The 26,954-nt window shown below is 71.5% G+C and carries 13 protein-coding genes and 3 pseudogenes; 8 read left to right on the top strand and 8 right to left on the bottom strand.

The window, feature by feature from the left end:
• Nucleotides 1-23 precede the first annotated feature (23 nt).
• The 7 genes and pseudogenes from ABTZ59_RS34260 to ABTZ59_RS34230 form a co-directional block, all read left to right on the top strand.
• A pseudogene (locus tag ABTZ59_RS34260) lies at nt 24-962 on the top strand (IS481 family transposase); the annotation flags it as partial.
• The gene (locus ABTZ59_RS34255) at nt 959-1,411 is read left to right on the top strand and encodes a Tn3 family transposase (protein WP_351423738.1); all 453 of its coding nucleotides are present in this window, start codon (nt 959-961) and stop codon (nt 1,409-1,411) included. The pseudogene ABTZ59_RS34260 and the gene ABTZ59_RS34255, both read left to right, overlap by 4 nt.
• Entirely contained in the window at nt 1,305-2,546 is a 1,242-nt protein-coding gene (locus ABTZ59_RS34250; RefSeq protein ID WP_351423715.1) for a tyrosine-type recombinase/integrase, read from the top strand. Before ABTZ59_RS34255 ends, ABTZ59_RS34250 begins: the two co-directional genes overlap by 107 nt.
• On the top strand, nt 2,543-5,029 hold the full coding sequence (locus ABTZ59_RS34245) for a tyrosine-type recombinase/integrase (RefSeq protein WP_351423710.1): 2,487 nt from the start codon (nt 2,543-2,545) through the stop codon (nt 5,027-5,029). Before ABTZ59_RS34250 ends, ABTZ59_RS34245 begins: the two co-directional genes overlap by 4 nt.
• A gap of 65 nt (nt 5,030-5,094) precedes the next feature.
• Nucleotides 5,095-5,217 (top strand): hypothetical protein, encoded by a 123-nt coding sequence (locus tag ABTZ59_RS34240; protein WP_351423707.1) that lies wholly within the window; start codon nt 5,095-5,097, stop codon nt 5,215-5,217.
• Between the two features lie 69 nt (nt 5,218-5,286).
• The gene (locus ABTZ59_RS34235) at nt 5,287-6,297 is read left to right on the top strand and encodes a hypothetical protein (protein ID WP_351423705.1); all 1,011 of its coding nucleotides are present in this window, start codon (nt 5,287-5,289) and stop codon (nt 6,295-6,297) included.
• A 57-nt stretch (nt 6,298-6,354) separates the two neighbouring features.
• Nucleotides 6,355-6,591: a hypothetical protein gene (locus tag ABTZ59_RS34230; protein WP_351423702.1), complete on the top strand. Its 237-nt coding sequence runs from the start codon at nt 6,355-6,357 to the stop codon at nt 6,589-6,591.
• 66 nt (nt 6,592-6,657) lie between these two features.
• Here ABTZ59_RS34230 and ABTZ59_RS34225 read toward each other — a convergent pair whose 3' ends face one another.
• Genes ABTZ59_RS34225 through ABTZ59_RS34215 form a run of 3 tightly spaced genes read right to left on the bottom strand, consistent with a single transcriptional unit; the run spans nt 6,658 to nt 8,956 of the window.
• The gene (locus ABTZ59_RS34225; protein ID WP_351423698.1) at nt 6,658-7,662 is read right to left on the bottom strand and encodes an ABC-2 membrane transporter-related protein; all 1,005 of its coding nucleotides are present in this window, start codon (nt 7,660-7,662) and stop codon (nt 6,658-6,660) included.
• Nucleotides 7,659-8,555 carry an ABC transporter ATP-binding protein gene (locus tag ABTZ59_RS34220; RefSeq protein ID WP_351423695.1) on the bottom strand — a complete coding sequence of 299 codons (897 nt, stop codon included), beginning with the start codon at nt 8,553-8,555 and terminating at the stop codon, nt 7,659-7,661. Before ABTZ59_RS34220 ends, ABTZ59_RS34225 begins: the two co-directional genes overlap by 4 nt.
• Nucleotides 8,552-8,956: a GntR family transcriptional regulator gene (locus ABTZ59_RS34215; protein ID WP_351423682.1), complete on the bottom strand. Its 405-nt coding sequence runs from the start codon at nt 8,954-8,956 to the stop codon at nt 8,552-8,554. The genes ABTZ59_RS34220 and ABTZ59_RS34215 overlap by 4 nt, the downstream gene beginning before the upstream one ends.
• Before the next feature lie 172 nt (nt 8,957-9,128).
• Between ABTZ59_RS34215 and ABTZ59_RS37480 the strand changes: the two are divergent.
• Nucleotides 9,129-9,275, top strand: a pseudogene (locus ABTZ59_RS37480) (IS30 family transposase); the annotation flags it as partial.
• 673 nt (nt 9,276-9,948) lie between these two features.
• On the opposite strand, the gene ABTZ59_RS34205 reads toward ABTZ59_RS37480, so the two are convergent.
• The 5 genes and pseudogenes from ABTZ59_RS34205 to ABTZ59_RS34185 form a co-directional block, all read right to left on the bottom strand.
• Complete coding sequence (locus ABTZ59_RS34205) at nt 9,949-11,373, bottom strand: DHA2 family efflux MFS transporter permease subunit (RefSeq protein WP_351423669.1); 1,425 nt, start codon at nt 11,371-11,373, stop codon at nt 9,949-9,951.
• Between the two features lie 11 nt (nt 11,374-11,384).
• The gene (locus ABTZ59_RS34200; protein WP_351423666.1) at nt 11,385-12,176 is read right to left on the bottom strand and encodes a thioesterase II family protein; all 792 of its coding nucleotides are present in this window, start codon (nt 12,174-12,176) and stop codon (nt 11,385-11,387) included.
• On the bottom strand, nt 12,155-13,084 hold the full coding sequence (locus ABTZ59_RS34195; RefSeq protein ID WP_351423659.1) for a 4'-phosphopantetheinyl transferase superfamily protein: 930 nt from the start codon (nt 13,082-13,084) through the stop codon (nt 12,155-12,157). The genes ABTZ59_RS34200 and ABTZ59_RS34195 overlap by 22 nt, the downstream gene beginning before the upstream one ends.
• Nucleotides 13,081-19,314 (bottom strand): annotated as a pseudogene (locus ABTZ59_RS34190) (acyltransferase domain-containing protein); the annotation flags it as partial. The gene ABTZ59_RS34195 and the pseudogene ABTZ59_RS34190, both read right to left, overlap by 4 nt.
• A gap of 124 nt (nt 19,315-19,438) precedes the next feature.
• The coding region (locus ABTZ59_RS34185) for an SDR family NAD(P)-dependent oxidoreductase (RefSeq protein WP_503003832.1) at nt 19,439-26,954 on the bottom strand (7,516 nt) is incomplete at its 5' end.

The raw sequence follows: 26,954 nt of genomic DNA, 5'->3' as shown, positions 1-26,954 counted from the left end.
ATCCTCTCGCGTCGAGCACGCAGCTGAGGGCGTGGGGCAGTGTTTGTTCCGGTCGTCCGGTTGCTCACGTGGCAGAGGAGATGGGGATCTCACGGGCGACCGCCCACAAGTGGGTGCGGAGGTGGCGGACCGAGGGCGATCCGGGATTGTTCGACCGTTCGAGCCGGCCGCACACAACCCCGCACCGCACGGCCCTCAAGGCGAAAGCCGCAGTCTGCGATCTACGCCAGGCCCGCAAGCTCGGCCCTGCCAGGATCGGCCCGATCCTCGGGCTGCCGGCCTCCACGGTCCACCGGACCCTGACCCGCCACGGCCTGAACCGGCTGGCCCGGCCGGACCGCCCGACCGGCGAGCCGATACGCCGCTACGAACGCAGCCGCCCCGGCGAACTGGTACACGTCGACATCAAGAAACTCGGCAACATCCCCGACGGCGGCGGCTGGCGCACGGTCGGCAGAACAACCGGCCACCACAACCGGCAGGCCACCACCGACCTGCGCAAGAGCTGCAAACCAGTTATCGGCCACAGCTACGTACACTCCGCCGTCGACGACCACTCCCGCCTCGCCTACAGCGAGGTCCTGCCCGACGAACGCCAGCACACCGCGATCGCCTTCTGGCAGCGCGCCCAGACGTTCTTCACCAGCCACGGCATCACCGTCGAACGGGTCCTGACCGACAACGGCTCCTGCTACAAGTCCAAGCTCTTCACCCAGGCACTCACCGCGGCCGGCATCGCTCACAAACGCATCCGCCCCTACCGCCCGCAGACGAACGGCAAGGTCGAACGCTTCAACCGCACCCTGCTCGATGAATGGGCCTACCTGCGGCACTACACCTCGAACGACGCACGGACCGCAGCCCTGACAGACCTCCTCCACACCTACAACCACCACCGCTGCCACACCGCCCTCGGAGGCCAGCCCCCGATCAGCCGCGTAAACAACGCTCGTGATCAATACACACCTTCGCGGCCCGCGACAAGCACCCCACCTACGCCGCGCTCGAAGAACTCGGACGCGCGGTCCGTACGGTCTTCGCCTGCGACCACCTCGCCGGCCCCGGCCTGCGCCGGGAGATCCACGGCGGGCTCCAAGTCGTGGAGAACTGGAACAGCGCGAACACCGTCGCGCACTACGGCAAGGACGGCGCCCTGACCGGCCCGGACAAAGAGCACGCCGAGACCAGCATGCTGGCGCTCCACCTGCTCCAGAGCGCTCTGGTCTACCTGTTGACTGAACTACCGCGAGGGTTTGCCCAGTTCAGCGGACAGCCCGTGAAGCGGGTGACTATGGTCCCGCCCCATGGTCGAGAGAGATGGGCAGGGCCGAGATCTACGCTGGTTGGTCGTACCGCGGGTCGGGTCGCTTCTGGAAACCGGCGACGTCTGGGAGCCGTACCGGCTGCTTGATCCCGCCGGCACGGTCGTCGAGCCGGTCGCCGTGTACCTGAAGGACTTGCAGGGCATCGGGCGGCCCGCGACGACGCAGCGTTCGTACGGGATGGATCTGCTGCGCTGGTTCCGGTTTCTGTGGGCGATCCGGATGCGCTGGGATCAAGCGACCCGGGAGGAGGCACGGGACTTCTCCCGCTGGATCCAGCTCAGCGACAAGCCGAGACGGCCCGGTGCCACCGCCGCGTCGGCGATCCCGAATCCGGTAACGGGAAAGGCTGGACCAGGCCGCAAGTACGCGCCGACCACCCGTGGCCACAGCGAGAGCGTGCTGCGTGGCTTCTACGACTTCCACAGCGATGCCGGGTCGGGGCCGATGATCAATCCGTTCCCGCTGGCCCGACGCGGTGGCAGGGCCCATGCCCACCACAACCCGATGGACCTCTACCGCAACGAGCGGTCAGGTCTGTATCGCCCTCGCCATGTCCAGCGGGTGCCGCGCAGTATCCCGGACGAGAAATTCAACGAGCTGTTCGCTCAGCTCGGCTCTCACCGGGACCGCGCTCTGGTGGCCTTCTGGGTGTCAACCGGTGCGCGGGCTTCGGAGCTGCTGGGCGCCCGCTACGGCGATGCCGACCCTGGCCAGCAGCTGATCACCGTGGTCCGCAAGGGCACGCGGGCCATCCAGCAGCTGCCGGCCTCGCCGGACGCCTTCGTCTGGCTCCGGCTCTACCAGGCACAGATGCACGGCCTGGCGCCCACGGGCACCGACGATCCACTGTGGTGGACCCTGCGGAGGCCCTTCCGGGAACTCGGCTATCACGCCGCCTACCGGATGTTCAGCCGGGCGAACGCCGCCCTGGGCGCCAACTGGTCCTTGCATGATCTGCGGCACACTGCGGCCTACCGAATGGCCCGCGACCCCGACATGTCGCTCACCGACGTGCAGTGGGTCCTTGGCCACGCGCATCTGAGTACCACTCAGCTTTACCTGACGCCACTCACCGAGGACGTGATCGCGGAAGTGCTCGCGCACCACGCCCGCAGGTCAGCAGCCGTCTCCACAGCGACATCCGCACAGAACAACGGGCCGTCAGCGCCGTCGTATCGGCCGGAAGCGCTGAACATCCTGTTCGGGGAGGGAACCGCGTGACCACGCAGGTGCCGACCAGGGCACGCTCCGCATCGCGGCAGATCAGCCCGGAGATGGCGGCGATGCTGAAGAGCTTCCCGCCCCGCGGCCCCGAACAGCGCTGGAAGGCCACCGAGCAGACACGTGAACAGGTGGTGGAACGACTGCTCGCACCACCGTTCGTGCTGACGTCCTCGGCCTCCCAGTCCCGCCGCAGAACCGGCCTGCCCAAGACCCTGGCCTGGTTGGAGCGGTTTCCCGGGCAGACCTGGCAGGGCCGCTGGAACGCCAGCGGCGCCGACGCGGTCGGCAACATCGCCTGGCGGCACATGGCTGTCTCCTGGCTTCAGTCCACCGGCTGGTCCTACCAGGACCCGAAGAAGGACTTCGACGTCCTGGGCAGCGGCATCCTGACGCTGATCAGCGGCGATGTCATCCGGCCCAGCCTGTCGTGGCTGCTGACTCCAGGGACGGTGCAGATCCTGACGGCCGAGATGGCACGCAGCCGCGACCCGGATGGGTTCGCCGCCCTGGCGGCCGTCTGCCGGAGCGACCCCGCCAACACCCACACCAAGGACGGCGCACTGAGGCGGATCGCCACCATCATGGCCGCCAAGGGTGGCATGGTCCGCGACATCACGGTCGGGGACTGCCTGGAGCTGGCGGACCTCCTGCTCAGCATGGGCAGCCGCAACGTCGACACGAGCGTGTACTTCTACCAGCTGCTGCACGCCACGGGGATCTTCCCGGCCGCAGCCCCGGCGACGGTCCGGGTTTTCAACCCTAAAAACCAAGGGCAGATCAGCATCGAGCAGATGATCGACCGCTACGGCATCGCCTGCCGGCCGATTCGGGATCTGCTGGTGGACTACCTGCGAGAACGCTCTCTCTCGCTCGACTACACCTCGCTGCGGGCGGTGGCCTTCGGCCTGGGCAAACTGTTCTGGAGAGACCTGGAGGACCACCACCCGGGGATCGACTCCCTGCGCCTGGCGCCGGATGCTGCCGCGGCATGGAAACAGCGGGTCGCGATGAAGACGATCCGCAGCAAGACCGCCGTCGGCGACGTCGTCGAGACGCAGGTTCCACGCGCCGATCGCGGCATCAACTACCTCGCCATGGTGCGAGCCTTCTACCTCGACATCGCCCAGTGGGCCATGGACGATCCCGCACGTTGGGGCATCTGGGCGGCCCCCTGCCCCATCCGTGAGGAGGAGATGTCGCGCAAGAAAGAACGGTCCGGCCGCAAATCGCGCATGGATCAGCGGACACGCGAGCGGCTACCCGTCCTTCCGCTCCTGACGCAGACAGTCGACACCGAACGCCGCCGGGCCGCTGAACGGCTGGAAGCCGCACAGAACACCACTGCGGGAGCCGACTTCACCGCAGCCGGTCAGCGCTGGCACCGGCCGGTCACCAAGAACCCCACAGCCAAGGTCTGGGCCCAGGACCCCGAGACCGGGAAACGCATCGACCTCACGCTGGAGGAGCATCGGGCGTTCTGGTCCTGGGCGATCGTCGAAGTCCTGCGGCACACCGGGATCCGCGTCGAGGAGCTGACCGAGCTCTCCCACCACAGCCTTGTCCAATACCGGCTGCCCAGCACGGGCGAGCTCATCCCGCTCCTGCACATCGCCCCGTCCAAGACCGATACCGAGCGCCTGCTCGTCATCTCCCCGGACCTCGCGGACGTTCTCAGCCTTATCATCAGCCGCGTCCGCGACGCGAACGGCGCCGTCCCACTCGTTGTCTCCTACGACAACCACGAACGCGTCTGGAACCCGCCGATGCCACTGTTGTTTCAGCGCCACATCGGTGTGGAGAACCGGCCGATCCCGGCTGCCGGGATCAGGGACATGCTCAACGACGCGCTTGCCCGCACCGGTCTCACCGACACCACCAGCCGACCGCTGACCTTCAGTCCCCATGACTTCCGGAGGCTGTTCATCACGGACGCGATCATGAACGGGATGCCACCCCACATCGCCCAACTCGTGGTAGGGCACGGCGACATCAACACCACCATGGGATACAAGGCGGTCTATCCCGAGGAGGTCATCAACGGCCACCGGGCCTTCATCGCCCGCCGCCGCACCACCCGCCCCAGCGAGGAATACCGAACCCCGACCGACGACGAGTGGGAGGAGTTCCTCGGCCACTTCGAACGCCGCCGGGTCGCCTTGGGCGACTGCGGCCGAGCCTACGGGACTGGTTGCGTCCACGAGCACAGCTGCCTCAGATGCAGTCTCCTACGGCTCGATCCCGCCCAGCGCGACCGCATCGTGCAGATCCGCGACAACCTGCTGGACCGCATAGCGGAAGCCGACCGCGAGGGCTGGCATGGCGAGGTCGAGGGCCTCAAGGTCAGCCTTGCCGGCGCGGAGCAAAAGCTCGCCCAGGTCGACGAGCGGTCCAGCCGGGCGGCTGCCGTCCATCTCGGACTGCCGACCTTCCGCGATGTCGCCGGCCGCACCGTCACCGCGGGTGAGCGGCCAAGGACCTGAATCGGGTCGAGACGAAGTTCAGGGAAGCCTGCATCCGCTGCTCCGGGCTCCAGGGCAATCCAAAAATGGTCGCGCGGCTGGACAAACTGGAGAAAGATCTGTTGATGCGCCGCGAACGCACGGAAGCAGAGGGGTGGGTGGGCGAACTCGACGGGATCGATGGTGTTCCTTCGCACCAAACGCGCTGAAGCCATCCGCCTCACCCGCCGCGGCCCTGTTGACCTCGGCCTCCCCCAACCACGATCTTCGGAGTCGCGATGACCACCTCGCTCACCCCCCACACCGTTCAGCGGTTGGCAATGGTCCGGTTCCTCTTCGATCAAGGGGTCGGGCTGGCCCGGCGCGCTGAGCCCCTGTCGGCGCCTGCGGTGAACCACTTCCAGGATGCAGTCGAGATGTTTCTGCGGCTTGCGGCCGATCACCTGAAGGTCAACCTGCCCAACCACACCCCGTTCGCCGAGTTCTGGACCAAGCTGGAGCCCGCGCTGCCAGGCCCGCTGCCTAGCAAGAACGCGATGGACCGGATGAACAGGCTTCGGGTCGCCTTCAAACACCACGGCACCGTCCCGTCCAGTACTGCCATCGAGCAGAGTCGGGCTGACGCCACCACGTTTCTGATCGACGCCACGACGCTTGTCTTCGGTGTCGATTTCGAGCGTGTCGACATGATCGACCTTGTCACGCGGAGAGCCACAGTGGATCGTCTGCGAGCAGCACAGGCACACGCTGATGCTAAGGACATCGGAGCGGGCCTTGCTGGCCTTGCGGATGCCTTCACGGATCTCGTCGACCACTACGGAAGCTCCGGGCTGCCGGAGCTGTCCGGCCCACTCCATCTGGGGCCTCGGATCGAAGAGCCGCCTCGGCGCAAATACGACGGTGAGTGGGCTTTCCTGAAGCCCTACGACCGCGGCCTCAAAGCAATCTCTGCGATGCAGGAGACTCTGCAGGTGCTAGCCGCTGGAGTTGATCACTACGAGTACGCGAGATTCAAAGCTCTGACTCCAGAAGTACTCAGGCGCACCTCCCACATGAACCGCCGCGGGATCGTCTCGCCCTTCCACGAATCGCGTTCGGTCGAGGACTACGAGTTCTGCTACCGGTTCGTGATCAGCACAGCATTGCAGATGGCCGAGGCTGACCGAGTAATGGACTTGATGCCTGAACGGCGAGAGTACAAGTCGAGGGCCGTTGAGCAGCGACATGAGTACAACCCGAGGAAAGTTGCCCTTCCTCTCCCACCCCAGCCTCCAGCGCCGGACAGTTGAACAACGAACAAGCCAGCCAACCGACCCGTTCGAGCGTAGTGCAGAGAACACATCAACATGCTGCTGCTCCAGCAGATCCTCACCGAACCTGCCTGGGCGAAGAAGCTCACCGACGAGGACCGGCGTGGACTGACCGCACTGTTCTGGTCGAACATCAACCCGTACGGCACCTTCCGCCCCGACGTGAGCAAGCGACTCGACCTGCACTGCGCTGGGCCATCCGTGCCCGGACCCCGCCTCCAACCGACGGCGCCGGCCATGCTCGGACCCGCACGATGTCGTGAGGTGCCGTGAGGGGGCAGCCAGGACGCGCTGCCCCTCACGGCACCTCCGGCCTCCGACGGCCGAACCGGCAACTCATCAGGTCAGGCGTCGGCGGATCCACCAGGCGCAGAACCCGGCCAGGCCGAGGGCAAGGCCGAGGTAGATCCCAGTCTCGGCCCATTGCAGGGCCCAGAAGTTGCCGGCGGGCTGGTAGGTCACCTGCTGTTGGTAGCCGAGTTCGCCGAGGCCGGCGACGCAGCGGTCGACCTGCCGCAGGCTGGCCAGGCCCGACTCGGTGTGCAGGCAGTCGGCGAAGGACGTCGGCGGGGCGGCCGGGTGGCCGGCGGCGTCCAGCGTCTGTTCGGAGGTGAGCCAGGCACCGGGCACATCGAGTGGCACGGTGACCTCCATGGCGCCCTCGTCAATGCCTACGGGGGTACCGGCCGTGAACGCCACGGTGGTCTGATCCGGGGCGGCCAGGTGGGGCCGGCCCCACAACGGCATGACGAGCTGTACGGCGACGTAGACGGCGAGCGTGGTAGCCATCGCGGGCAGGGTGCGGCGGATGAGGACACCGAGGGTGACGCCGAGGACGAAGGCGAAGGCGGCGTAGCCGATGGGGACGACGCCGCGTGCGACGAAGGCCATGGGGTCGAGCCGTGCCAGGTACGTTCCGCTCCCGCCACCGCTGTTGACGGCCCGGTCGATGGGGCCGCTCCACCAGGTCACCACGAGGCTGGCCAGTCCGGCAGCGGTCATGGTGGCCAGCGCGCCCAGGCCGAGTTTGGCCGCGAGCCAGCGCGCGCGGGTGATGCTCTGGTTCCACACGAGGCGGTGGGTGCCGGTCTCCAGCTCACGGGAGATCAGCGGTGCGCCCCAGAACATGCCGATGACGGCCGGCACCGCGAGGACGACCGTCAGTCCGACGTAGTAGACGGTCTGATCGGAACCGGAGAGCCGGTCCGCGAGGCTGCTTCCAGCGGTCTCGTGGAGGTCGGCCAGCTGCGGGCCGGTGACCGCGAGCACCGAGGCGAGGGCGGCGACCGCGGCGAACACCACCGTGGCCTGGGTGCGGAACTGGCGCCAGGTCAGCCAGATCATCGAAGGACCTCCAGCGCAGGTCGGGTGTCGCGGACCGCGTCGGCGGGCCGGGTCATGTAGGCCAGGACGATGTCTTCCAGACCGAGGGGACTGACGGTCCAGGACGGATCCTGGACCGGAGCGTCGGCGCGGACCAGGAGGGTGGTCTGCCGGTCGGTGTGGCTGGCGGTGATGACGTGCAGGCCCGCCGGGAACGTGCCCGGTTCGCGGCGCGGGCCGGTGAGGCGGTGATGCGCGGCCCGCAGCTCGTCGATGTCGCCAGCGACCTCGACGCGGGAGTCGACGAGCACAATGACGTAGTCGCAGGCACGCTCCACATCGGAGACCAGGTGCGAGGAGAGCACGACGCTCAGCTCGTGCTCGGCGACGGCCTCCATCAGATCCCGCATGAACTCCCGGCGGGCCAGCGGGTCCAGCGCGGCGACCGGCTCGTCCAGGATCAGCAGCTCCGGCCGCTTGGCGATGCCCAGGGTCAGGGCGAGCTGCGCACGCTGACCGCCGGACAGCCGTCCGGCGCGCTGCTTGAGGTCCAGGCCGAGCCGCGCGATCCGCTCACGCGCCACGACGTCGTCCCAGCCCGGGTTGAGCCGGGCCCCCAGCCTGAGGTGATCGGCGACGCTCAGCGAGGCGTACGTGGGGGTGTCCTGCGCGACGAAGCCGACTTTGGCCAACTGCGCGGCACCGGTGGCGGGTCGGCCGCCGCAAACCTCGATGGTGCCCGTGGTCGGAGTGAGCATGCCGGAGGCCAGGTTCAGCAGGGTGGACTTGCCGGCACCGTTGGGCCCGACAAGACCGACGACCCGCCCGGCGGGCACATCCAGGTCGCAGTTCTGTAGCGCCCAGCGCTGCTTGTACCTCTTGCCCAGAGCCTGGGCCCGCAATACGGCGGTCACGCTACGTCCTCTCCTGCGGCGTTGCGAAAGGTGGTCATGAACAGGGCCTCGATGCTCTCCTCGTCGAGCCCGGCCAGGCGCGCCTTGGTCAGCCAGCGGCGCAGCTCCTGGCGGAGCGGGCCGTGGGCGGGGAGCGTGGCGTCGGCCAGCGTCCGGGTCACGAAGGTCCCGACGCCCGGCCGGGCGGCCACCAGCCCGTCGTGTTCCAGCTCCCGGTACGCCTTGAGCACGGTGTTCGGGTTGATCGCCAACCGTCCCGCCACGTCCTTGACCGTCGGAAGCCGGTCCCCCTCCTTCAGCAGGCCCAGACGCAGCGCATGCCGCGCCTGCTGCACCACCTGCTGGTACGGAGACAGACCGGACTGGCTGTTGAGGTGGAACTCAATCACCGGTTCCTCCATTTATCTAGTTGCCTAGTACTTTAGGCTCCTAGGGTGGTCACAAGTCAAGGAGGGCAATGTGTCGGCAGCCGGAACCGGCCTCGCGGCGCGTCGCTTGAGTGTCGAGAAACGATGGCACCCTCAAGTGATCAACGCACCGCCCACCGATGATCACGTGATCGTGGAGGCACAGGTGCGTGACTACGGGTTCTCGACGCCTCAGCAGGACGAGGTTTGGAGACGGTGACGTGAAGGTCAGTCGTTCAGCTTGATCGGGCGGGCGCTCGGGGCGCCGATGCACCACGTCCGCCAGTTCCTGTACCAGAGCGGCGGCATCCGCCCCGTCGACCCGTCCACCTCCGCACTGTCGAACACCTTCGACACCTATGTGCAGCAGGGCGAGACCGTCGACTGGTCCAACGATGTCGAACTCGACTTCGGCAACCCGGGAACGAAGAACGCCGACGGCGCAACGTCGACACCGGTGACGACGGGGCTCGGGAGATCCGCTACCGCCTCGACAGTGAGCTTCCTGCGGACACCGACCCTGCTCTGCTGGACGGCACTGACGAAGCATCGGACACGGACGGCGGGGACATTCCCAGTCCGCCCAAGGCCAGGGCTGTGATGACGGCACCATCACCTGCGGGGCGATGAAGCCGCGCAAGTCCAAGGGCGGTTGGGCCAGCAAGCCACACAGCGTCACCGAGCAGGTCGGCGTCCAGACGGCCAAGAGCGGCCGCGCCGCGAGCGAGCTGATCCCCGAGTGCTCCGGCGTGAATGAGGACGGCACTGCGAACCCGGACACTGCACAGTGGGGCTGGTTCTCCCGCACTGAGATGTGCATGGCGGCCTATTACGAGTACTACACCTACGACAAGCAGACCAAGGTGCGGCTGTCGCAGGCCGACTTCTTCGTCGAGAGCGGAAAAATGCCGTGCCCCTCGGAGACGAGGGGCACGGCACTCCCGATTCCGGCCCTGCCGCCGACGCGGCAGGGCCGTCGGTGTCTTCTAGGCCGCCGACTTGGCGGCCGGCTCGGCGGGAGCCGTCGGCTTCGGCTCGGCCTTCTTGGGGCTCGGGATGCCGAGGGCCAGGGCGGCGCCGAGGAAGACCACCACCACGGCGATCCAGACGGCGGGCCCCATGCCGTCCACGTAACTCTGCTTCTCCCCGTAACCGCCCTTGGCCGCGAAGACGCTGGCCAGGACCGCGATGCCGAGGGCACCGCCGAGCTCGCGGACGGTGGTGTTGGCGCCGGAGGCCTTGCCGATCTCCTGCGGCTGGACCGATCCCATCACCACGGTGGCGGTGGGAGCGAAGACCAAGCCCATGCCGGCGCCCGCGAGGGCGAACGGGGCGATGAACTGCCAGTCGGGGGTGTCGACCCCGGCGACCAGGTTGAACCAGACCAGGCCGATACCGGAAACGAACATGCCGAGGGCCATCAGCCGGCCGCCGCCGACGCGCGCGGTGAGCTTGCCGGCGATCGGGGAGATGAACATCGGCATGATCGCCCACGGGAGGGTCCACAGACCGGCCACGAAGGCCGAGTGGCCGCGCACCACCTGGAGGTACTGGGCGATCAGGAACGTCGCGCCGAACATGCCGAAGTAGACGGTGAGCGACACCAGGTTCGACAGGGTGAACGCCCTGATGCGGTAGAAGCGCAGCGGCAGCAGCGGCGCCTCCGCGCGGCGCTCCCACAGCACGAACGCCACGAGCAGCACGACGGAAGCGGCGAAGGTGGCGAGCGTGCTCGCCGAGGCCCAGCCCCGGGCGTTGCCCTCGATGATCGCCCACACGAGGGCGACGACACCCCCGGCGGCCAGCAGCAGGCCAGGAGCGTCCAGCTTGCTCGGCGTGCCGTGGCTTTCGGAGATCACCTTGAGCACCAGGGGCACGGCGACGATCCCGACCGGCAGGTTGACCAGGAAGATCCAGTGCCAGTTGAGGCCGGTGGTGATGGCACCGCCGATCAGCGGGGCCAGCGCCACGGCGAGGCCGCTGATGCCGCTCCACAGGCCGATGGCGGCGCCGCGCCGCTCCGGCGGGACGGCCATGGCGAGCAGGGTGAGGGATATCGGCAGGACCGCGGCGGCGCTCATGCCCTGCAGGGCGCGGAAGAGGATGAGCAAACCGGGAGACGAGACCAGACCGCAGCCCAGGGAGGCGAGGGTGAAGGCGGTGATGCCACTGACGAACACCCGGCGCCGCCCGAACCGGTCACCGAATCCGGCGGCGGCGAGCAGCAGGCCGGCGAAGCCCAGGATGTACGCGTCGGTCACCCACTGGAGCTGCTCCGGGGAGGCGCCCAGGTCGCCGCGGATCGCGGTGAGCGCGTTGGTCACCAGGAGGTTGTCGAGGGCGACCATGAACATGGGCAGGGATACGGCGAAGATCACTGTCCCGAAGGAAGGACGTGCCGGGGTACTCAATTGATCCTCCATCAGAAGTCTTTTCTCTCCGACACCTTGGGGGCGCCACGGTAGGCGTCCAGGTCTTGGGTCAGCGCCTTGATCACCTCGGCCGGCCGGGAGTTGAGGTAGAAGTGGCCTCCGGGAAAGACGCGGAGGCGGAAGTCCGCCGTGGTGTGCTCGGCCCAGCGCTCGGCCTCGGCCCGGGTCACCTGTGGGTCGCTGTCACCGGTGAGGACGCTGATCGGGCAGCGCAGCGGCGGGCCGTCCCGGTACACGTACGTCTCCACGGCGGTGTAGTCGGCGCGCAGCGACGGGAGGATCATCCGCAGGATCTCCTCGTCCTCCAGCAGGGCCGAGTCCGTCCCGTTCAGCTTGCGGATCTCGGCGATCAGGCCGGCGTCGTCCCGCAGATGAACCGTTTCCTCGCGGATGGTCCGCGGCCCGCGGCGGCCGGAGACGATCAGGCCGAGCAGCCGCGCCTCGGACTCCCGTTCCATCCGGCGCGCCGTCTCGAAGGCGAGAGTGGCGCCCATGCTGTGTCCGAAGAAGACCAGCGGGCGGGCGGCCCAGGTGCTCAGCACCTGGAAGATGCCCTCGACGAGCCGGTCGACGCTGTCGAGGCACGGCTCTGACCTGCGGTCATGCCGCCCCGGGTACTGCAGGGACAGTACGTCGACGCCCGGGGAGAGCGCCGTCGACAAGGGCTGGAAATAGCTGGCGGCGCCACCGGCGTGCGGGAAGGCCACCAGGGTCAGGCCGGCGTCGGGTGCGGGGTGATACCGCCTGAGCCACAGGTCGCTCAGGGTGTGCTGGTCGGCCATGCCGCGTCCATTTCTCGTTCCGTCGTTCCGCCGTACCGAGGTCGGCGGACCCGCCGACCGGAACGGTCGCCGCTGTCAGTGCCAGCCCCCCGGCCCACCATCCACCGCCCCGTGAACCCGGTCAGAGAACGACCGTGCACCCGCGGCCCGGGGACGAGGAGGCGCACCGTGAAGCATCCGTCCCTGCCGAGCTCGATCCGGGCTTCGTCGAAACCGAGATGACGCCTTGCCAGCGGGAAGCATACCTTGAAGATCGACTCTTTGGCGCTGAAAAGCAGCCGATCCCAGGTGAACTCCTGATCCGAATCAGCCAGTTGATCGAGGTGGCTCCGCTCCTCGGGCAGCGCGATCGCGTCGAGGATTCCGTCCGGCAGCGGGGCGTGCGGCTCGGCGTCGATGCCGAGGCCGAGCAGGTCCGTGCGGCGCGCCACGGCGGCGGCCCGGAACGACGCGCAGTGCGTGAGGCTGCCGACGATCCCGCCGGGCCAGCGCGGCTCGCCGCGCGGACCGGCCCCGATCGGTCCCGGCGGGACGTCGAGGTCGGCGAGCGCGAGCCGGGCGCAGTGCCGGCCGGTGGCGAACTCCGGGGTCAGTACGCCGAGCCGGCGGCAGATCTCCACCAGGTGCCGGTAGCGTTCCTCGCCGCGCAGCTGGACCGGGTCACTCTTGCGGGTCCACAGCTCGTGGTTGCCGGATGCCCACACCACCCGCGCGAAGCGCCGGTCGAGCAGGTCCAGCGCCCATTCGATCCCGGCCACCGTCTCGCTGACGTCCCCGGCGACGATCAGCCAGTCGCCGGGCGAGCGGGGGACGATCCGCTCCCGCGGGAGGGCGCGGTTCTCCTCGTGGACGATGTGCGGGTCGGACACGGCGAGCAGCCGGCCGGGCAGGTCGTCGGGGCCGGTCATCCGCGTGCCTCCTGCCCGCGCAGCCAGCCGTCGAGGGCGGCGGCCGTGGTGGCGGCGTCGGCCCCGAGGAGGGAGAAGTGGTCGCCGGGGACGGGCAGTTCGCGGTCGACGTGTTCCCATCCGCCGGGTGTGGTCCGCCGGTCGGCCGGCTGCCCGCCGCCGGGGGCCGTGGCGCGCAGCAGCAGTGTCGGCGCCGCGGCCGGCTCGGGGGTCCACTCGGCGAACACGCGCAGATAGCCGCCCATGGCGAGCAGTCCGGCGTCGGCCGGCGCCAGGAAGGCGTTCTCGCCGTCGCCGGCGAGGTCGAGGAGCCGGCCGGTGAGGACGGACAGGCTGTGGCCGTCCTCGGTGCGCGCGTACGTGTCGAGCAGCACCACGGCCGACGGCGGCGCTCCCTGCGCGGCGAGTTCCCGGGCGACCGCGTGCGCGACCCAGCCGCCCGAGGAGTGGCCGAGCAGGATCGCGGGTGTTCCGCCCGACGCCTCCAGCACGGCCTGGGCCTGGGCCTCGACCAGCGACCGCCAGGTACGCGGCAGCGGCCCCTCGCCGCCGGTGAACCCCGGATGGGGCAGGACGGCCAGGCCGCGGGTGCCGTGGAGGGCCGAGGCGAGGCCCAGGTACTCGTGGGGGCCCGACACCGCGCCGAGGGACGGGAAGGCGAGGACGCCGGGGAGTTCGCCCTCCGGTGCGAGCCGCACCGGGGCCGGCCAGGAGGCCACCTCGTCCCGGCCGCCGAACTCGGGCAGCAGCCGGGAGGCCGCCATCAGCAGCCGGGTGCCCTCGGCGGTACGGCCCTGTCCGTGGGCGGCGCGCAGGAGGTGCAGGAGCGTGTCGCCGTCCGGCTGCCGCGCGGGGCGGTCCGGTCGGGGCCCGTCGCCTAGCAGGAAGTCCAGGTGGCGGGCGAGCCGGGTGACGGACGGGTGGTCGAACACCACCGCGGGCGACAGGGCGATCCCGGTGGCCGTCTCCAGGTGGCGGACCAGTTGGAGCGCGGTCAGCGACTGGAAGCCCAGCTCGGTGAAAGAGCGGTCCACCGAGAGGGCGTCGGCCCGCGCGTGCCCGAGGGCCGCGGCGGCGTGCGCGCGGACCAGGTCTCCCAGGGCGGTCTCCCGGTCCTCGGCGGACATCCGGGCCAGCCGGTCGCGCGGCGGAATCCCGTCCGCCGCCTCCTCGTTGGCCGCCCGGCGCGGTGGCGCGGGCGTCAGGCCGCGCAGCAGCGCCGGTATGCCGGTGCCGGAGGCGTGCAGCCGTGCGAGGTCCGGGCGGGCCCCGACGAGGACGTCACCGGCGGCGAGCGCGGCGTCGAGCAGCCGGAGGCCGGCGGCGGGCCGGAGCAGCGCCAAGCCGGGCGGGATGCCGTCGTGGGTGGCGCCCGCGGCGGCGGGGGCGGGGCGGAGGTCGTCGTCGGTGCCCCAGGCGGCCAGGGCCGTGGGCAGGCCGGCGGCGAGGCGCTGCCGGGCGAGGGCGGTGAGGAAGGCGCCGAGGACGGCGCTGTGTTCGCCGCCTTCGGAGCCGGGCGCGCCGAGGGCCCCGAGCGGGGTGACGAGGCCGAGCGTCCGCCGTTGCCCGGTGCCGCCGAAGAGCCGGTGCAGGGCGAGCACGGTGTCGATCTCCACGCCGAGGGCGGCGTCGTCGCCGCCCGCCCCGCCCGCTCCGGCGAGGTGCACCAGCAGCGTGGGCGACTCGTCGGAGAGGCCGGCGGCGGGGTCGGCGGTGCGCACCTCGGTGTCGGGGACCGCGTCGCGCAGGGCGGCGAGGGCGGCCTCGGCGGGGTGGCCGCCGATCAGCAGCCGCCGGGTGCCGTGCCGGGCCACCAGGTGCCGGACGACCTGGTCGGCGCGGCGGCCGGGCAGTGCGCCGGTGAGCAGGACGGTGGGGTGCGCGGCCTCGGCGGACCCGCCGTCGGGGAGGCCGGCGGGGGCGGACCGCGCCAGGCGGGGGGCGTGCATCTGGCCGTCCCGGAGCGCGAGTTCGGGCTCGCCGGTGGTCAGGGCCTGCGGCAGCGCCTTCCGGCTCGCCTCGCTGTCGTCCAGGTCGACGAGGACGAGGTGGTCGCCCTGGCCGCCGGGGGCGGACCTCAGGGCCCTGACCAGGCCCCGTACGGCCGCACCGGCGAGGTCCGTGACGGTCTCCCCCGGCAGGACCGCCTCGGCGCCGCGCGTGACGACGACGAGGCGGGTGCCCTCCAGTCGGTCGTCCGCGAGCCAGCCGTCGAGGAGCCGCCGGGCCCGGGAGACGGCGGCGCGGACCGCGTCGCCGGTGACCGGGCGGGCCACGGGCGGGACGGGGGCGAGCACCGCGTCCGGCAGCCCGGCCCCCGCCTCGGCGACGCCGAGCAGCGCGGCCGGGTCGACGTAGGGGGCGGCGGCCAGGTCCGCCTGCCGCCACTCCTCGGCCTGCGCGTTGTCGGCGCCGAGCAGCGCCCAGCTCCGGGGTACGGGCGACGTGCGCGCCGACTCCGGCACGGTCTCCCAGGACAGGCGCAGCGCCGTGACCGACCCGGCCGTCGGGTCGGGCGCACCGGCGACCGGCGCCGGGGCGGTATGCACAGCACCGGCCGACGCGACCGGACGCCCGGCGACGTCGGCCACCTGTACGGCCACCGTGCCGGACTCGCCGAGGACGGCGCGTACCCGAAGGGACCGGGCTCCGGTCGCGTGCAGCTCGACCGCGTGCCAGGACCGCGCGAGCAGCGGCCCGTCCTCCCGGCCCGAGTCCGGGGCCGGGGCCGTGGTGGCCAGGGCCGGGTGGAGTGCGGCGTCGAGGAGCACGGGGTGCAGGGCGAAGGCGTCCGCCTCCTCGTGGAGCCCGGACTCCAGTGTCACCTCGGCGAAGAGCTCGTCGCCTCGCCGCCAGGCCGCCGTGACGCCCCGCAGCGTCGGACCGTGACCATGCCCGGCGTCGGCGAGCCGCTCGTACAGCTCCTCCGGGGACAGCGGGTGGGCATCGGCGGGCGGCCAGGCGGCGACGTCGAAGCCGGCCGCGTCCGGCTGGGCGTCGGTGAGCACGGCCGTCAGGTGGGCGGTCCACGGCTCGTCGTCCCCACCGGTGCCGTGGGTCGGCCGGGACGCCGCGGTGAGCCGGCGCCGGCCGGTGGCGTCCGGGGCCTGAAGGAGCCACTGGAGGTCGAGACCGCCACGCCGGGGCAGCACGGGCGGGGTCTCCACGGTGAGTTCCTCGACGCGCGGGCAGCCCGCTTCGGCACCGATCGCCAGAGCCGTCTCGACGAGCACGGACGCCGGCACGGCCGCCGTCCCGAACACCGTGTGCTCGGCGAGCCAGGGGCGGGTGCGCGGCGCGAGCGTGCCGGTGAACAACAGCGCCCCGGTCTCGGGCAGTTCCAGGCACGAACCGGCCAGCGGGTGACCGGTGGTGCTCGTCCCGGGCGCGCCCGCGCCGTTCGTTCCCGGCGCGCCACCCCGCAGCCAGTACGGCCGGTGCTGGAAGGCGTACGTCGGCAGGTCGACCGGCTGGGGCCGGTGCGGCCCGAAGGCGGCGCTCCAGTCGACCGGGCCGCCCTGGACGTGGAGTCGGGCGACCGATTCCAGGAACCGGTCGAGGCCGCCGTGGTCCCTGCGCAGCGACTCGACCACCACGGCACGCCGGCCGGATCCGAGCGTCTCGTCGATACCCAGGGTGAGCACCGGGTGGGGGCTCGCCTCGACGAAGAAGCGGTGGCCGTCGGCGAGGAGGTCGCGCACCGACCGCTCGAACCGCACGGTGCGGCGCAGGTTCTGGTACCAGTACTCGGCGTCGAGGACCGGCCCGTCCACCACCTCGCCGGTCACCGTGGAGTACAGGGGCAGGCTTGGCGTGAGGGGCTTGATCGGTGCGAGCACGTCGAGGAGGCGCTGCCTGATCGACTCGACCTGGGGCGAGTGCGACGCGTAGTCCACCGGGATGCGGCGGGCCCGGACGCCGTCGGCCTCGTACCGGGAGAGGAGTTCGTTCAGCTCGTCGGTCCCGCCCGCGACGACGGTGGAGGCGGGCCCGTTGACGGTGGCGACGGCCAGCCGGTCCCCGTACGGGCGCAGGTCCTCGGCCACCCGCGACACGGGCAGTGCCACGGACATCATCCCGCCGTGGCCGGCCAGTCCGGTCAGCACCTGGCTGCGCAGGGCCACGACGAGCGCGGCGTCCTCCAGGGACAGGGCGCCCGCCACGCAGGCCGCGGCGATCTCGCCCTGCGAGTGGCCGACGACCGCGTCCGGCTCGACCCCGTACGACTGCCACAGGGCCGCGAGCGACACCATCATGGCGAAGAGCGCGGGCTGTACGACGTCCACCCGGTCGAGGGTGGGTGCGCCGGGGGCGCCGCGCAGCACGTCGAGCAGTGACCAGTCGACGTGCGGGGCGAGGGCGTCGGCGCAGGCGTGCATCCGGTCGCGGAAGACCGGGGAGACCCGCAGGAGTTCGACGGCCATGCCGGCCCACTGGGCGCCCTGGCCGGGGAAGACGAAGACGACGCCGCCGTCCGTTCCGGCGTCGGCGGTGCCGGTGACGAGTGCGGCGAGGTCGGTGAGGTCGGTGAGGTCGGTGAGGTCGGCGGGCGGCTCGCCTGCGGCCAGGGCGTCCAGACCCGCCCGGAACTCGTCGGGGTGCGTGCCGAGCAGCACGGCCCGGTGTTCGAAGGCCGAGCGTCCGGTGGCCAGCGAGAAGCCGATGTCGCGGGGGTCCGCCTCCGGCAGGCCGTCCAGGTGGGCCCGCAGGCGTGCCGCCTGGGCGCGCAGCGCCTGCTCGCTGCGTGCGGACAGCGGCCAGGGGAGCACGGGGGCGGCGTCCGTGGTCGCCGGGGCGGGGGCGGCCGGGGCGGACGCCGGTGCGGGGTCGGGTGCGGCCGGGGCGGACGCCGGTGCCTCCTCGACGATCACGTGGGCGTTGGTGCCGCTCATGCCGAAGGAGGACACGCCCGCGCGCCGGGGCTCCCCCGTCCGCGGCCACGGCCGCTCCTCGGTGAGCAGTTCGACGGCGCCCGTCGTCCAGTCCACCTGCGAGGAGGGCGCGTCGACGTACAGGGTGCGCGGCAGCGTCCCGTGGCGCAGCGCCATCACCATCTTGATGACGCCCGCGACGCCCGCGGCGGCCTGCGTGTGGCCGATGTTGGACTTGATCGAGCCCAGCCACAGCGGCCGGTCCTCCGCCCGGCTCTGCCCGTAGGTGGCGAGGAGTGCCTGGGCCTCGATCGGGTCGCCGAGCTTCGTGCCCGTGCCGTGCGCCTCGACCGCGTCCACGTCCGCCGTCGTCAGCCCCGCGCTGCGCAGCGCCTGGCGGATGACCTGCTGCTGGGCCCGTCCGCTCGGTGCGGTCAGACCGTTGCTCGCGCCGTCCTGGTTGACGGCGGAACCCCGCACCACGGCCAGGACCCGGTGTCCGTTGCGTACCGCGTCCGACAGCCGCTCCACGAGCAGCATGCCCACGCCCTCGCCCCAACTCGTGCCGTCGGCGCCCTCGGCGAAGGACTTGCACCGGCCGTCGGGGGCGAGGCCGCGCTGGCGGCTGAACTCTACGAACGGGCCCGGGGACGACATGATCGTGACACCGCCGGCCAGGGCCATGGTGCACTCGCCGCGGCGCAGCGCCTGTACCGCCTGGTGCAGGGCCACCAGCGACGACGAGCACGCCGTGTCCACCGTCACCGCGGGTCCCTCAAGCCCCAGCACGTAGGAGATGCGCCCGGAGGCGACGCTGCCCGCGGTGCCCGTGCTGAGGTAGCCGCCGAGGCCCTCGGGCACGGCGGACAGCCTGGTCGCGTAGTCGTGGTGGATGACCCCGGCGAACACCCCGACCGCCGTGCCACGCACGGAGGCGGGGGTGATGGACGCGTCCTCGAACGCCTCCCAGGCGGTCTCCAGGAGCAGCCGCTGCTGGGAGTCCATCGCCAGCGCCTCACGCGGCGAGATCCGGAAGAAGTCGGCGTCGAAGTCGACCGCCTCGTGCAGGAAGCCGCCCTTGCGGACGTACGAGGTGCCCGACCGGCCCGGGTCGTCGTCGAACAGGGCGTCGACGTCCCAGCCCCGGTTGGCGGGGAAGTCCGTCATCGCGTCCCCGCCGTGGGCCACCAGCTCCCACAGGTCACGCGGGGAGCGCACCCCGCCGGGGAAGCGGCAGCTCATGCCGACGATCGCGATCGGCTCGCGTTCCTTGGCCTCGGCCTCGCTCAGGCGGCGCCGGCTCTCGCGCAGGTCGGTGGTGGCCCGCTTGAGGTAGTCGAGCAGTTTGGCTTCGTTGGGTGGGGTGTTGGCGTTCGCGTTGGGGTTGGTGTTGGTGTTGGTGTCGGTGTTCGTCACGTGGGTTTGCTCCATGGGAGATTCACTGGCGCGCAGGGCCAGGGCAGGCACGGCCGGCCACCGGGGTTCAGGGAGTGCCGAGTTCGCTGTCGAGCATGTCGAAGATCTCCTCCGCGGTCGCCGACTCGATGTCGGTGCCCCCGGCCGGTTCGACGATCGTGGTCGTACGGGCCGTCCAGGCCGCGGTCAGTGCCCGCAGGCGCGCGGTCACGTCCGCTTCGTCGGCCGCGTCGAACGATCCGGCCGAGTCGAGGACGGACTCGAGCCGCTCGATCTCCTTGAGGACAGACCGTCCCGTGTCCGCTTCCCGCTCCCGGTCGTCTTCCCGGTCGCCGAACTCCTCCCGCAGCCGCTCGGCCAGCGCGGCCGGCGTCGGGTAGTCGAAGAGCAGCGTGGGAGGCAGCCGCAGTCCGGTGGCCGCGGCGACCCGGTTGCGCAGTTCGAGGGCGGTCAGCGAGTCGATGCCCATGTCCTTGAACGGGCGTGCGACGTCGACCAGGTCCGACGACGCCTGTCCGAAGACGACCGCCGTGTTCTCCCGTACGAGATCGAGGAGTTCCCGGTCGCGCGCCGCCTTGGACAGCCCGGCGAGCCGCTCGGCGGGCGAGACCGCGTCGGCGCGGTCCTCGGCGGCCGCCACGACCCGTCGTCCCGGCGCTGCTGCCCGTACGAGATCGCGCAGCAGCGGCGGGACCGGCCTGGCCGCCCCGCGCAGCCCGGCCAGGTCGAGCGGGGCGGGCACCAGGACGGCGGAGCCGTCGGCGCACGCGGTGTCGAACAACGCCATGCCTTCCTCGGAGCCGATCGCCGGGGCGCCCGACCGGCGGGTACGGCTCCGCTCGGCGTCCCCCAGGTGCCCGGTCATGCCGCTGGACTCCTCCCACAGGCCCCAGGCCAGCGAGGCCGCCGGCAGGCCCAGCGCGCGGCGGTGCTGTGCCAGCGCGTCGAGCAGCGCGTTGGCGGCGGCGTAGTTGGCCTGGCCGGGGTTGCCGAAGACCCCGGCCGCGGAGGAGAAGAGGACGAACGCCGACAGGTCCAGGTCACGGGTGAGTTCGTGCAGGGCGAGCGCCGCCTCGGCCTTGGGCCGCAGCACCGTCGCCAGCCGCTGCTCGGTGAGTGAGGAGACGATGCCGTCGTCGAGGACACCTGCGGTGTGGACGACCGCCGTGAGCGGGTGGTCGACCGGGATGCCGGACAGCAGCCCGGCGAGGGCCGCCCGGTCGCCCACGTCGCACGCGGCGATGTCGACGCTCGCGCCCAGCGCGGTCAGCTCCCGCTCCAGCTCGGCGGCCCCTGCGGCGTCCCGGCCACGCCGGGACGTCAACAGCAGCCTGCGCGCCCCGTGCCGCGTCACCAGGTGACGGGCCATCAGGGCGCCCAGCGTGCCGGTGCCGCCGGTGATCAGGACGGTGCCCCGCGGGTCCGGCGGCGCCGGCACGGTCAGCACGACCTTGCCGACGTGCCGGGCCTGGCTGACGTGCCGGAAGGCGTCCTTCGCGTGCCGGACGTCCCAGGTCGTCACCGGCAGGGGAGCCAGCGCCCCGCTCTCGAACAGCTCGACGAGGGCCGCCAGCATCTCGCCGATCCGCTCCGGCCCGGCGTCCACCAGGTCGAACGCCTGGTACGCGACACCGGCGTGCCCGGCCGCGACCTCCTCGGGGACCCGGATGTCGGTCTTGCCCATCTCCAGGAACCGGCCGCCATGGGGCAGCAGCCGCAGCGAGCTGTCCACGAACTCGCGCGCGAGCGAGTCGAGCACGATGTCCATGCCGCGACCATCGGTGGCGTCGAGGAACTCGCGCTCGAAGTCGAGGGTCCGGGAGTTGGCGATGTGCGCGTCGTCCAGGCCCATCGCCCGCAGCGTCCGCCACTTGCCGGGGCTGGCCGTGCCGTACACCTCCAGGCCCAGGTGCCTGGCCAGTTGCACGGCCGCCATGCCGACGCCGCCCGCGGCGGCGTGGATCAGCACGGACCCGCCGCGCCGGGCGTGGGCCAGGTCCACGAGGGCGTAGTACGCCGTCATGAATACGATGGGCACGGCGGCGGCCTTGGCGAACGTCCAGCCCCTGGGGATGCGGTGGACGGTACGGCCGTCCGCGACCACCGTCGGCCCGAACGCGCCGTCGAAGATGCCCATGACCCGGTCGCCCGGACGCACATGGGTCACCGACGGGCCGACCTCCAGGACCACGCCCGCGCCCTCGCCGCCGAGCACGAAGTCACCCGGGTAGAGCCCCAAGGTCAGCATCACGTCACGGAAGTTCAGGCCCGCCGCCCGGACGCCGATCCGGACCTGCCCGGCCGCCAGCGGCTCGGCTGCCTCCGGGGCGGCGACCAGCGCCAGGTTCTCCAGGGTGCCCCGGCCGGCCATGTCGAGCCGCCAGGCGGCCTCCTCGGCCGGCGGCACGAGGGCGTCGCCGGCTCGGGCCTTGGCCAGACGCGGTACGAGGACCGTGCCGGCGCGCAGCGCGAACTGGCTCTCGTCGGTGGCCAGGAGGGCGGGCAGGGCGGTGGGCAGGGCGGTGGGCAGCGTCGACCGGGTGGCGTCGGTGTCGGTACCGGCTTCGGGTGCGGCCTCGGCCTCGGCCTCGATGTCGACCAGTACGAGCCGGCCCGGGTTCTCGGCCTGCGCCGAGCGGACCAGGCCCCAGACGGCGGCCGATGCCAGGTCCCGTACGGGCTCCCCGGCGCGGGGGGCGACCGCGCCCGAGGTCACGAGGGCCAGCCGGGACGCGGCGAACCGCTCGTCGGCCAGCCAGGACTTGATGCTCCGCAGGGCGTCACCGACCACGGCACGCACGTGTTCGGCGTCGTCGCCGGGGACCCGGTCCGAGAGCGTGCCCGGGCAGGGCAGGACCACGACCGCCGGTATCGGTGTCGCGGCGGCGAGCGCGTCGAGGTCCTCGTACGTACGGAGATCGAGGCCCGAGGACGCTCCCGAGGACGCGAGGGTACGGAGGAGGGGGGAGGTGCCGGAGCCGAGCAGCGCCCAGTCGAGGGCGGGCGGGGCCGTGTCGGCGACGGTGGACTCGGTCCAGTCGAGCCGGAAGAGCGCGTCGCGCGGACCGGACTCCTCCCCGTCGCCGCCGAACCGGCCACCGGAGACGGCGCGCAGGACGAGTCCGTCGACGGTGGCCACGAGGCGGCCGGTGGTGTCGGCGAGCGTCAGCGCGACCGTGTCCGTGCCGACCGGGGCGATGCGTACGCGCAGGGAGGACGCCCCGACCGCGTACAGCGACACACCGGACCACACAAACGGCAGTCGCGCCCCCGACCCCTCTCCCGAGACGAACGAACCCAGGCCGATCCCGTGCAGCGCGGCATCGAGGAGCGCCGGATGAAGCCCGTACCGACCCGCGTCCCGTGCGGCCTCCTCCGGCAGCGCGACCTCGGCGAAGACCTCGTCACCGAGCCGCCAGGCGGACCGGACACCCCGGAAGGCGTCGCCGTACACGAGTCCGGCCTCGGCCAGCGCCCCGTACAGACCATCGGTCTCCAGCGGCTCGGCGCCCGCCGGAGGCCACACCGAAAGGTCACCGTCGGCGTCCTCGGCGGGGCGCGCGGTGGAGGAGAGCTCGCCCGTGCAGTGCCGGACCCAGGGCGCGTCCTCGTCGGCGTTCTCCGCGCGGGAGAACAGGTTCACCGTACGAAGCCCGCGCGCGTCCGGTGCCTCGACGAGCACGCGCAGTTGCACGCCGCCGTCCTCGGGCAGGACGAGCGGAGCTTCGAGACTCAGCTCGTCGAGGGTGTCGCAGCCCGCCTCGTCACCGGCCCGGACCGCCAACTCCACGAGAGCGGCGCCGGGGACGATGAGTGTGCCGTGTACGCGGTGGTCGGCCAGCCAGGGGTGCGAGCGCGGCGACAGCCGGGCCGTGAAGAGGAAGCCGTCGCTGTCGGGCAGCGAGATCGCGGCGCCCAGCAGCGGGTGTCCGGCCGGCTTCAGACCGACGGACACGACGTCGTACGAGGACGAGTCGTCGGCGGCGTCCTCCAGCCAGAAGCGCTGGTGCTGGAAGGCGTAGGTAGGCAGGTCGACGCGGGTGGCGCCGGACTCGGTGAAGAAGGTGTCCCAGTCGACCGACACACCGCAGAGGGCTTCCCAGTCCAAGTCGACGCCACAGCGGTGGAGTTCGGAGACCGCGGTGGTGATGGTCCGAGGTTCGGGGCGGTCGCGGCGGAGGGCGGGGACGGCGATGGTGGTGCTGTCATCGGGCAGGATCTGCTGGATCATGGCGGTGAGCACGCCGTCGGGGCCGAGTTCGAGGAATACCGAGGCGCCCTCGGCCTTCAGGGTGTGCACGGCATCGGTGAAGCGGACCGTTTCGCGGACGTGCCTGACCCAGTAGTCGGGCGTGCATGCCTCGTCCGTGACGAGGGTTCCGGTGAGCGCGGAGACGAAACCGATCTGCGGCGGGGCGAACGACACGTCCGCGATGGCCGTGCGGAAGTCCTCCAGCATCGGGTCCATCAACGGCGAGTGGAACGCGTGACTGACCCGCAGTTCCTTGGTACGGATGCCGGACGCGCGGAATTGCTCGGTCACCTGGGTCACTGCTTCCTGGGTGCCGGAGACCACGACGGCCTGGGGACCGTTGACGGCCGCGATGGCCGCCCCGTCCACCAGCAGGGGGGTGACCTGGTCGACGCCGGTCTGGACGGCGACCATGGCGCCGCCCTCGGGCAGGACGTTCATGAGCCGGCCCCGCGCGGCAACCAGCACAGCGGCATCACGCAGCGACAGAATGCCCGCCACATGCGCGGCGGCGATCTCGCCGACGGAGTGGCCGGCCACGAAGGCGGGCCGGATGCCCCAGGACTCGGCCAGGCGGAAAAGCGCGACCTCAACCGCGAACAACGCGGGCTGAGTGAAAGCAGTCCGGTCCAGCAGCTCGCCCTGCTCGAACATCACCTCACGCAGGCTCCGGCCGAGGAGGGGATCCAGTTCCGCGCAGACGGCCTCGAAGGCGTCGGCGAACACAGGGAAAGCTTCGTGCAGTTCACGGCCCATCCCCAGCCGCTGGCTGCCCTGGCCGGTGAACACCACCGCCAGGCCATCACCAGACGCCGGCACACCCGGCCCCGTCCCCGACGCGCTACCGTCCCGGGCGAGCGACCGCAGCGACTCCAGGAACTCCTCGCGCTCCCGGCCGACCACCACGGCCCGGTGTTCAAACGTCGATCGGTCCATCAGCGAGTACGCGACGTCCGTGGCGCGCAGTTCGGGCCGCTGCTCGACGAAGTCCAGCAGTCGCGCAGCCTGGGCCCGCAGTGCCTCCACCGATCGCGCGGAGAGTACCCACGGCAGCAGACCGCCGGCCGCTGTCTCCGGACCGGGCTCGGGATCGCGATCGGGAGCGGGAATGGGATTGGCGGTGTCCGGTGCCTGTTCGAGGATGACGTGGGCGTTGGTGCCGCTGATGCCGAAGGAGGAGATGCCCGCTCGGCGGGGCTGCTCCGTCTGCGGCCAGGGCTGCTCCTCGGTGAGGAGCTGGACGGCGCCGGTCGTCCAGTCGATCTGGGACGAGGGCGTGCCGACGTGCAGGGTGCGCGGAAGGGTGCCGTGGCGCATGGCCATGACCATCTTGATGATGCCGGCCACGCCCGCGGCGGCCTGCGTGTGGCCGATGTTGGACTTGATCGAGCCGAGCCAGAGGGGGCGGTCCTCGGGACGGTCCTGGCCGTAGGTGGCGAGGAGTGCCTGCGCCTCGATCGGGTCGCCCAGCTTCGTGCCCGTGCCGTGCGCCTCGACCGCGTCCACGTCCGACGTCGTCAGCCCCGCGCTCTGCAGAGCCTGGCGGATCACGCGCTGCTGGGACGGGCCGTTGGGGGCGGTCAGGCCGTTGCTGGCACCGTCCTGATTGACGGCCGAGCCGCGTACGACCGCCAGGACGCGATGGCCATTGCGTACCGCGTCCGACAGCCGCTCCACGAGCAGCATGCCCACGCCCTCGCCCCAGCCGGTGCCGTCGGCGGTGTCGGCGAAGGACTTGCACCGGCCGTCAGGCGCAAGGCCGCGCTGCCGGCTGAACTCCACGAACGTCCCGGCGGACGACATCACGGTGACACCGCCGGCCAGTGCCAGGGTGCATTCGCCGCGGCGCAGTGCCTGCACCGCCAGGTGCAGCGCGACCAGGGACGAGGAGCACGCGGTGTCCACCGTCACCGCGGGCCCCTCCAGGCCGAAGAGGTACGACACACGCCCCGAGGCGACGCTTCCGCTGCTGGCGGTGCCGCGGAAGCCTTCCAGGGCCTCCGGCACGGCTCGCAGCCGGATGAGGTAGTCGCGGTACATCAGACCGGCGTAGACGCCGGTGCGCGAGCCCTTCAGCGACTTCGGGTCGATGCCGGCCCGCTCGATCGCTTCCCAGGCGGATTCGAGGAGCAGCCGCTGCTGAGGGTCCATCGCCAGCGCCTCACGCGGCGAGATCCCGAAGAAGTCCGCGTCGAAGTCCGCCACGTCGTGCAGGAAACCGCCCTCGCGAGTGTACGAGGTGCCTCGGTGTTCGGGATCCGGGTGGTAGACGGCGTCGAGGTCCCAGCTGCGGTTGGTGGGGAAGTCGGAGATCCCGTCCGTGCCGGAGGCCACGAGCCGCCACAGGTCCTCCGGGGATGCGACCCCGCCCGGGTAGCGGCAGCTCATCCCGACGATCGCGATTGGCTCGTCCTCCGCCGTGGTCACCGCGGGTGCCGAGGTCGTCTCGGCGAGGGCGCCGAGCAGTTCGATCCGTAGGTACGTGGTGAGGGCGGCGGGGCTCGGGTAGTCGAAGACGAGCGTGGCGGGCAGGGTGAGGCCGGTTTCCTTGACGAGGCCGTTGCGCAGTTCGACGGCGGTGAGCGAGTCGAAGCCGAGCTCACGGAAGGCTCGTTCGGGCGCGACCGCGTCGGGTCCGGTGTAGCCGAGCACGGCCGCGACCTGAGTACGTACGAGATCCAGCAGCGCCGTCTCACGCTCGGCCTGCGGCAGGGCCAGGAGCCGTTGCCGCAGCGACGGCAGAGCGGCTTCCGCGCCGGGACCGGTACCAGTGCGGGTACGGGTGGTGGCGGTCCGCCGCGACGATCCGGCGACCAACGCCCGTAGCAGAGCAGGGTTACTGTCACGCTTACGGAGCGTGGCCAGGTCGAGCGGGACGGGAACGAGCAGGGCCCGGTCGGTCCGAAGAGCGGCGTCGAAGAGAGTGAGGCCGTGGGCGGGGGTCAGGGTTCGGATGCCGGAGCGCTCGATACGGCCGAGGTCGGCCTCCCCCAGCTCACCGCCCATTCCGCCCGTGCCTTCCCACAGTCCCCAGGCCAGTGACAAGCCCGGAAGACCCGCGGCACACCGGTGATGCATAAGCGCGTCCAGGAAACTGTTGGCAGCGGCGTAACTGGCCTGCCCCGCAGCACCGAAGACACCAGCAGCCGACGAGAACACAACAAACGCCGACAGATCCAGACCCGCCGTCAACTCGTGCAGATGCGAGACCGCGTCCACCTTCGGACGCAGAACCGTGTCCATTCGCTCGGCGGTCAGCGAACCGAACACACCGTCATCCAGCACACCGGCTGCATGCACCACCGCCGACAGACCCCGGCCGGCGGGCAGG

It is taken from the genome of Streptomyces sp. NPDC094034, assembly GCF_040303865.1.
GTDB lineage: Bacteria > Actinomycetota > Actinomycetes > Streptomycetales > Streptomycetaceae > Streptomyces.
This window is presented reverse-complemented; position numbering and strand designations above follow the sequence as displayed.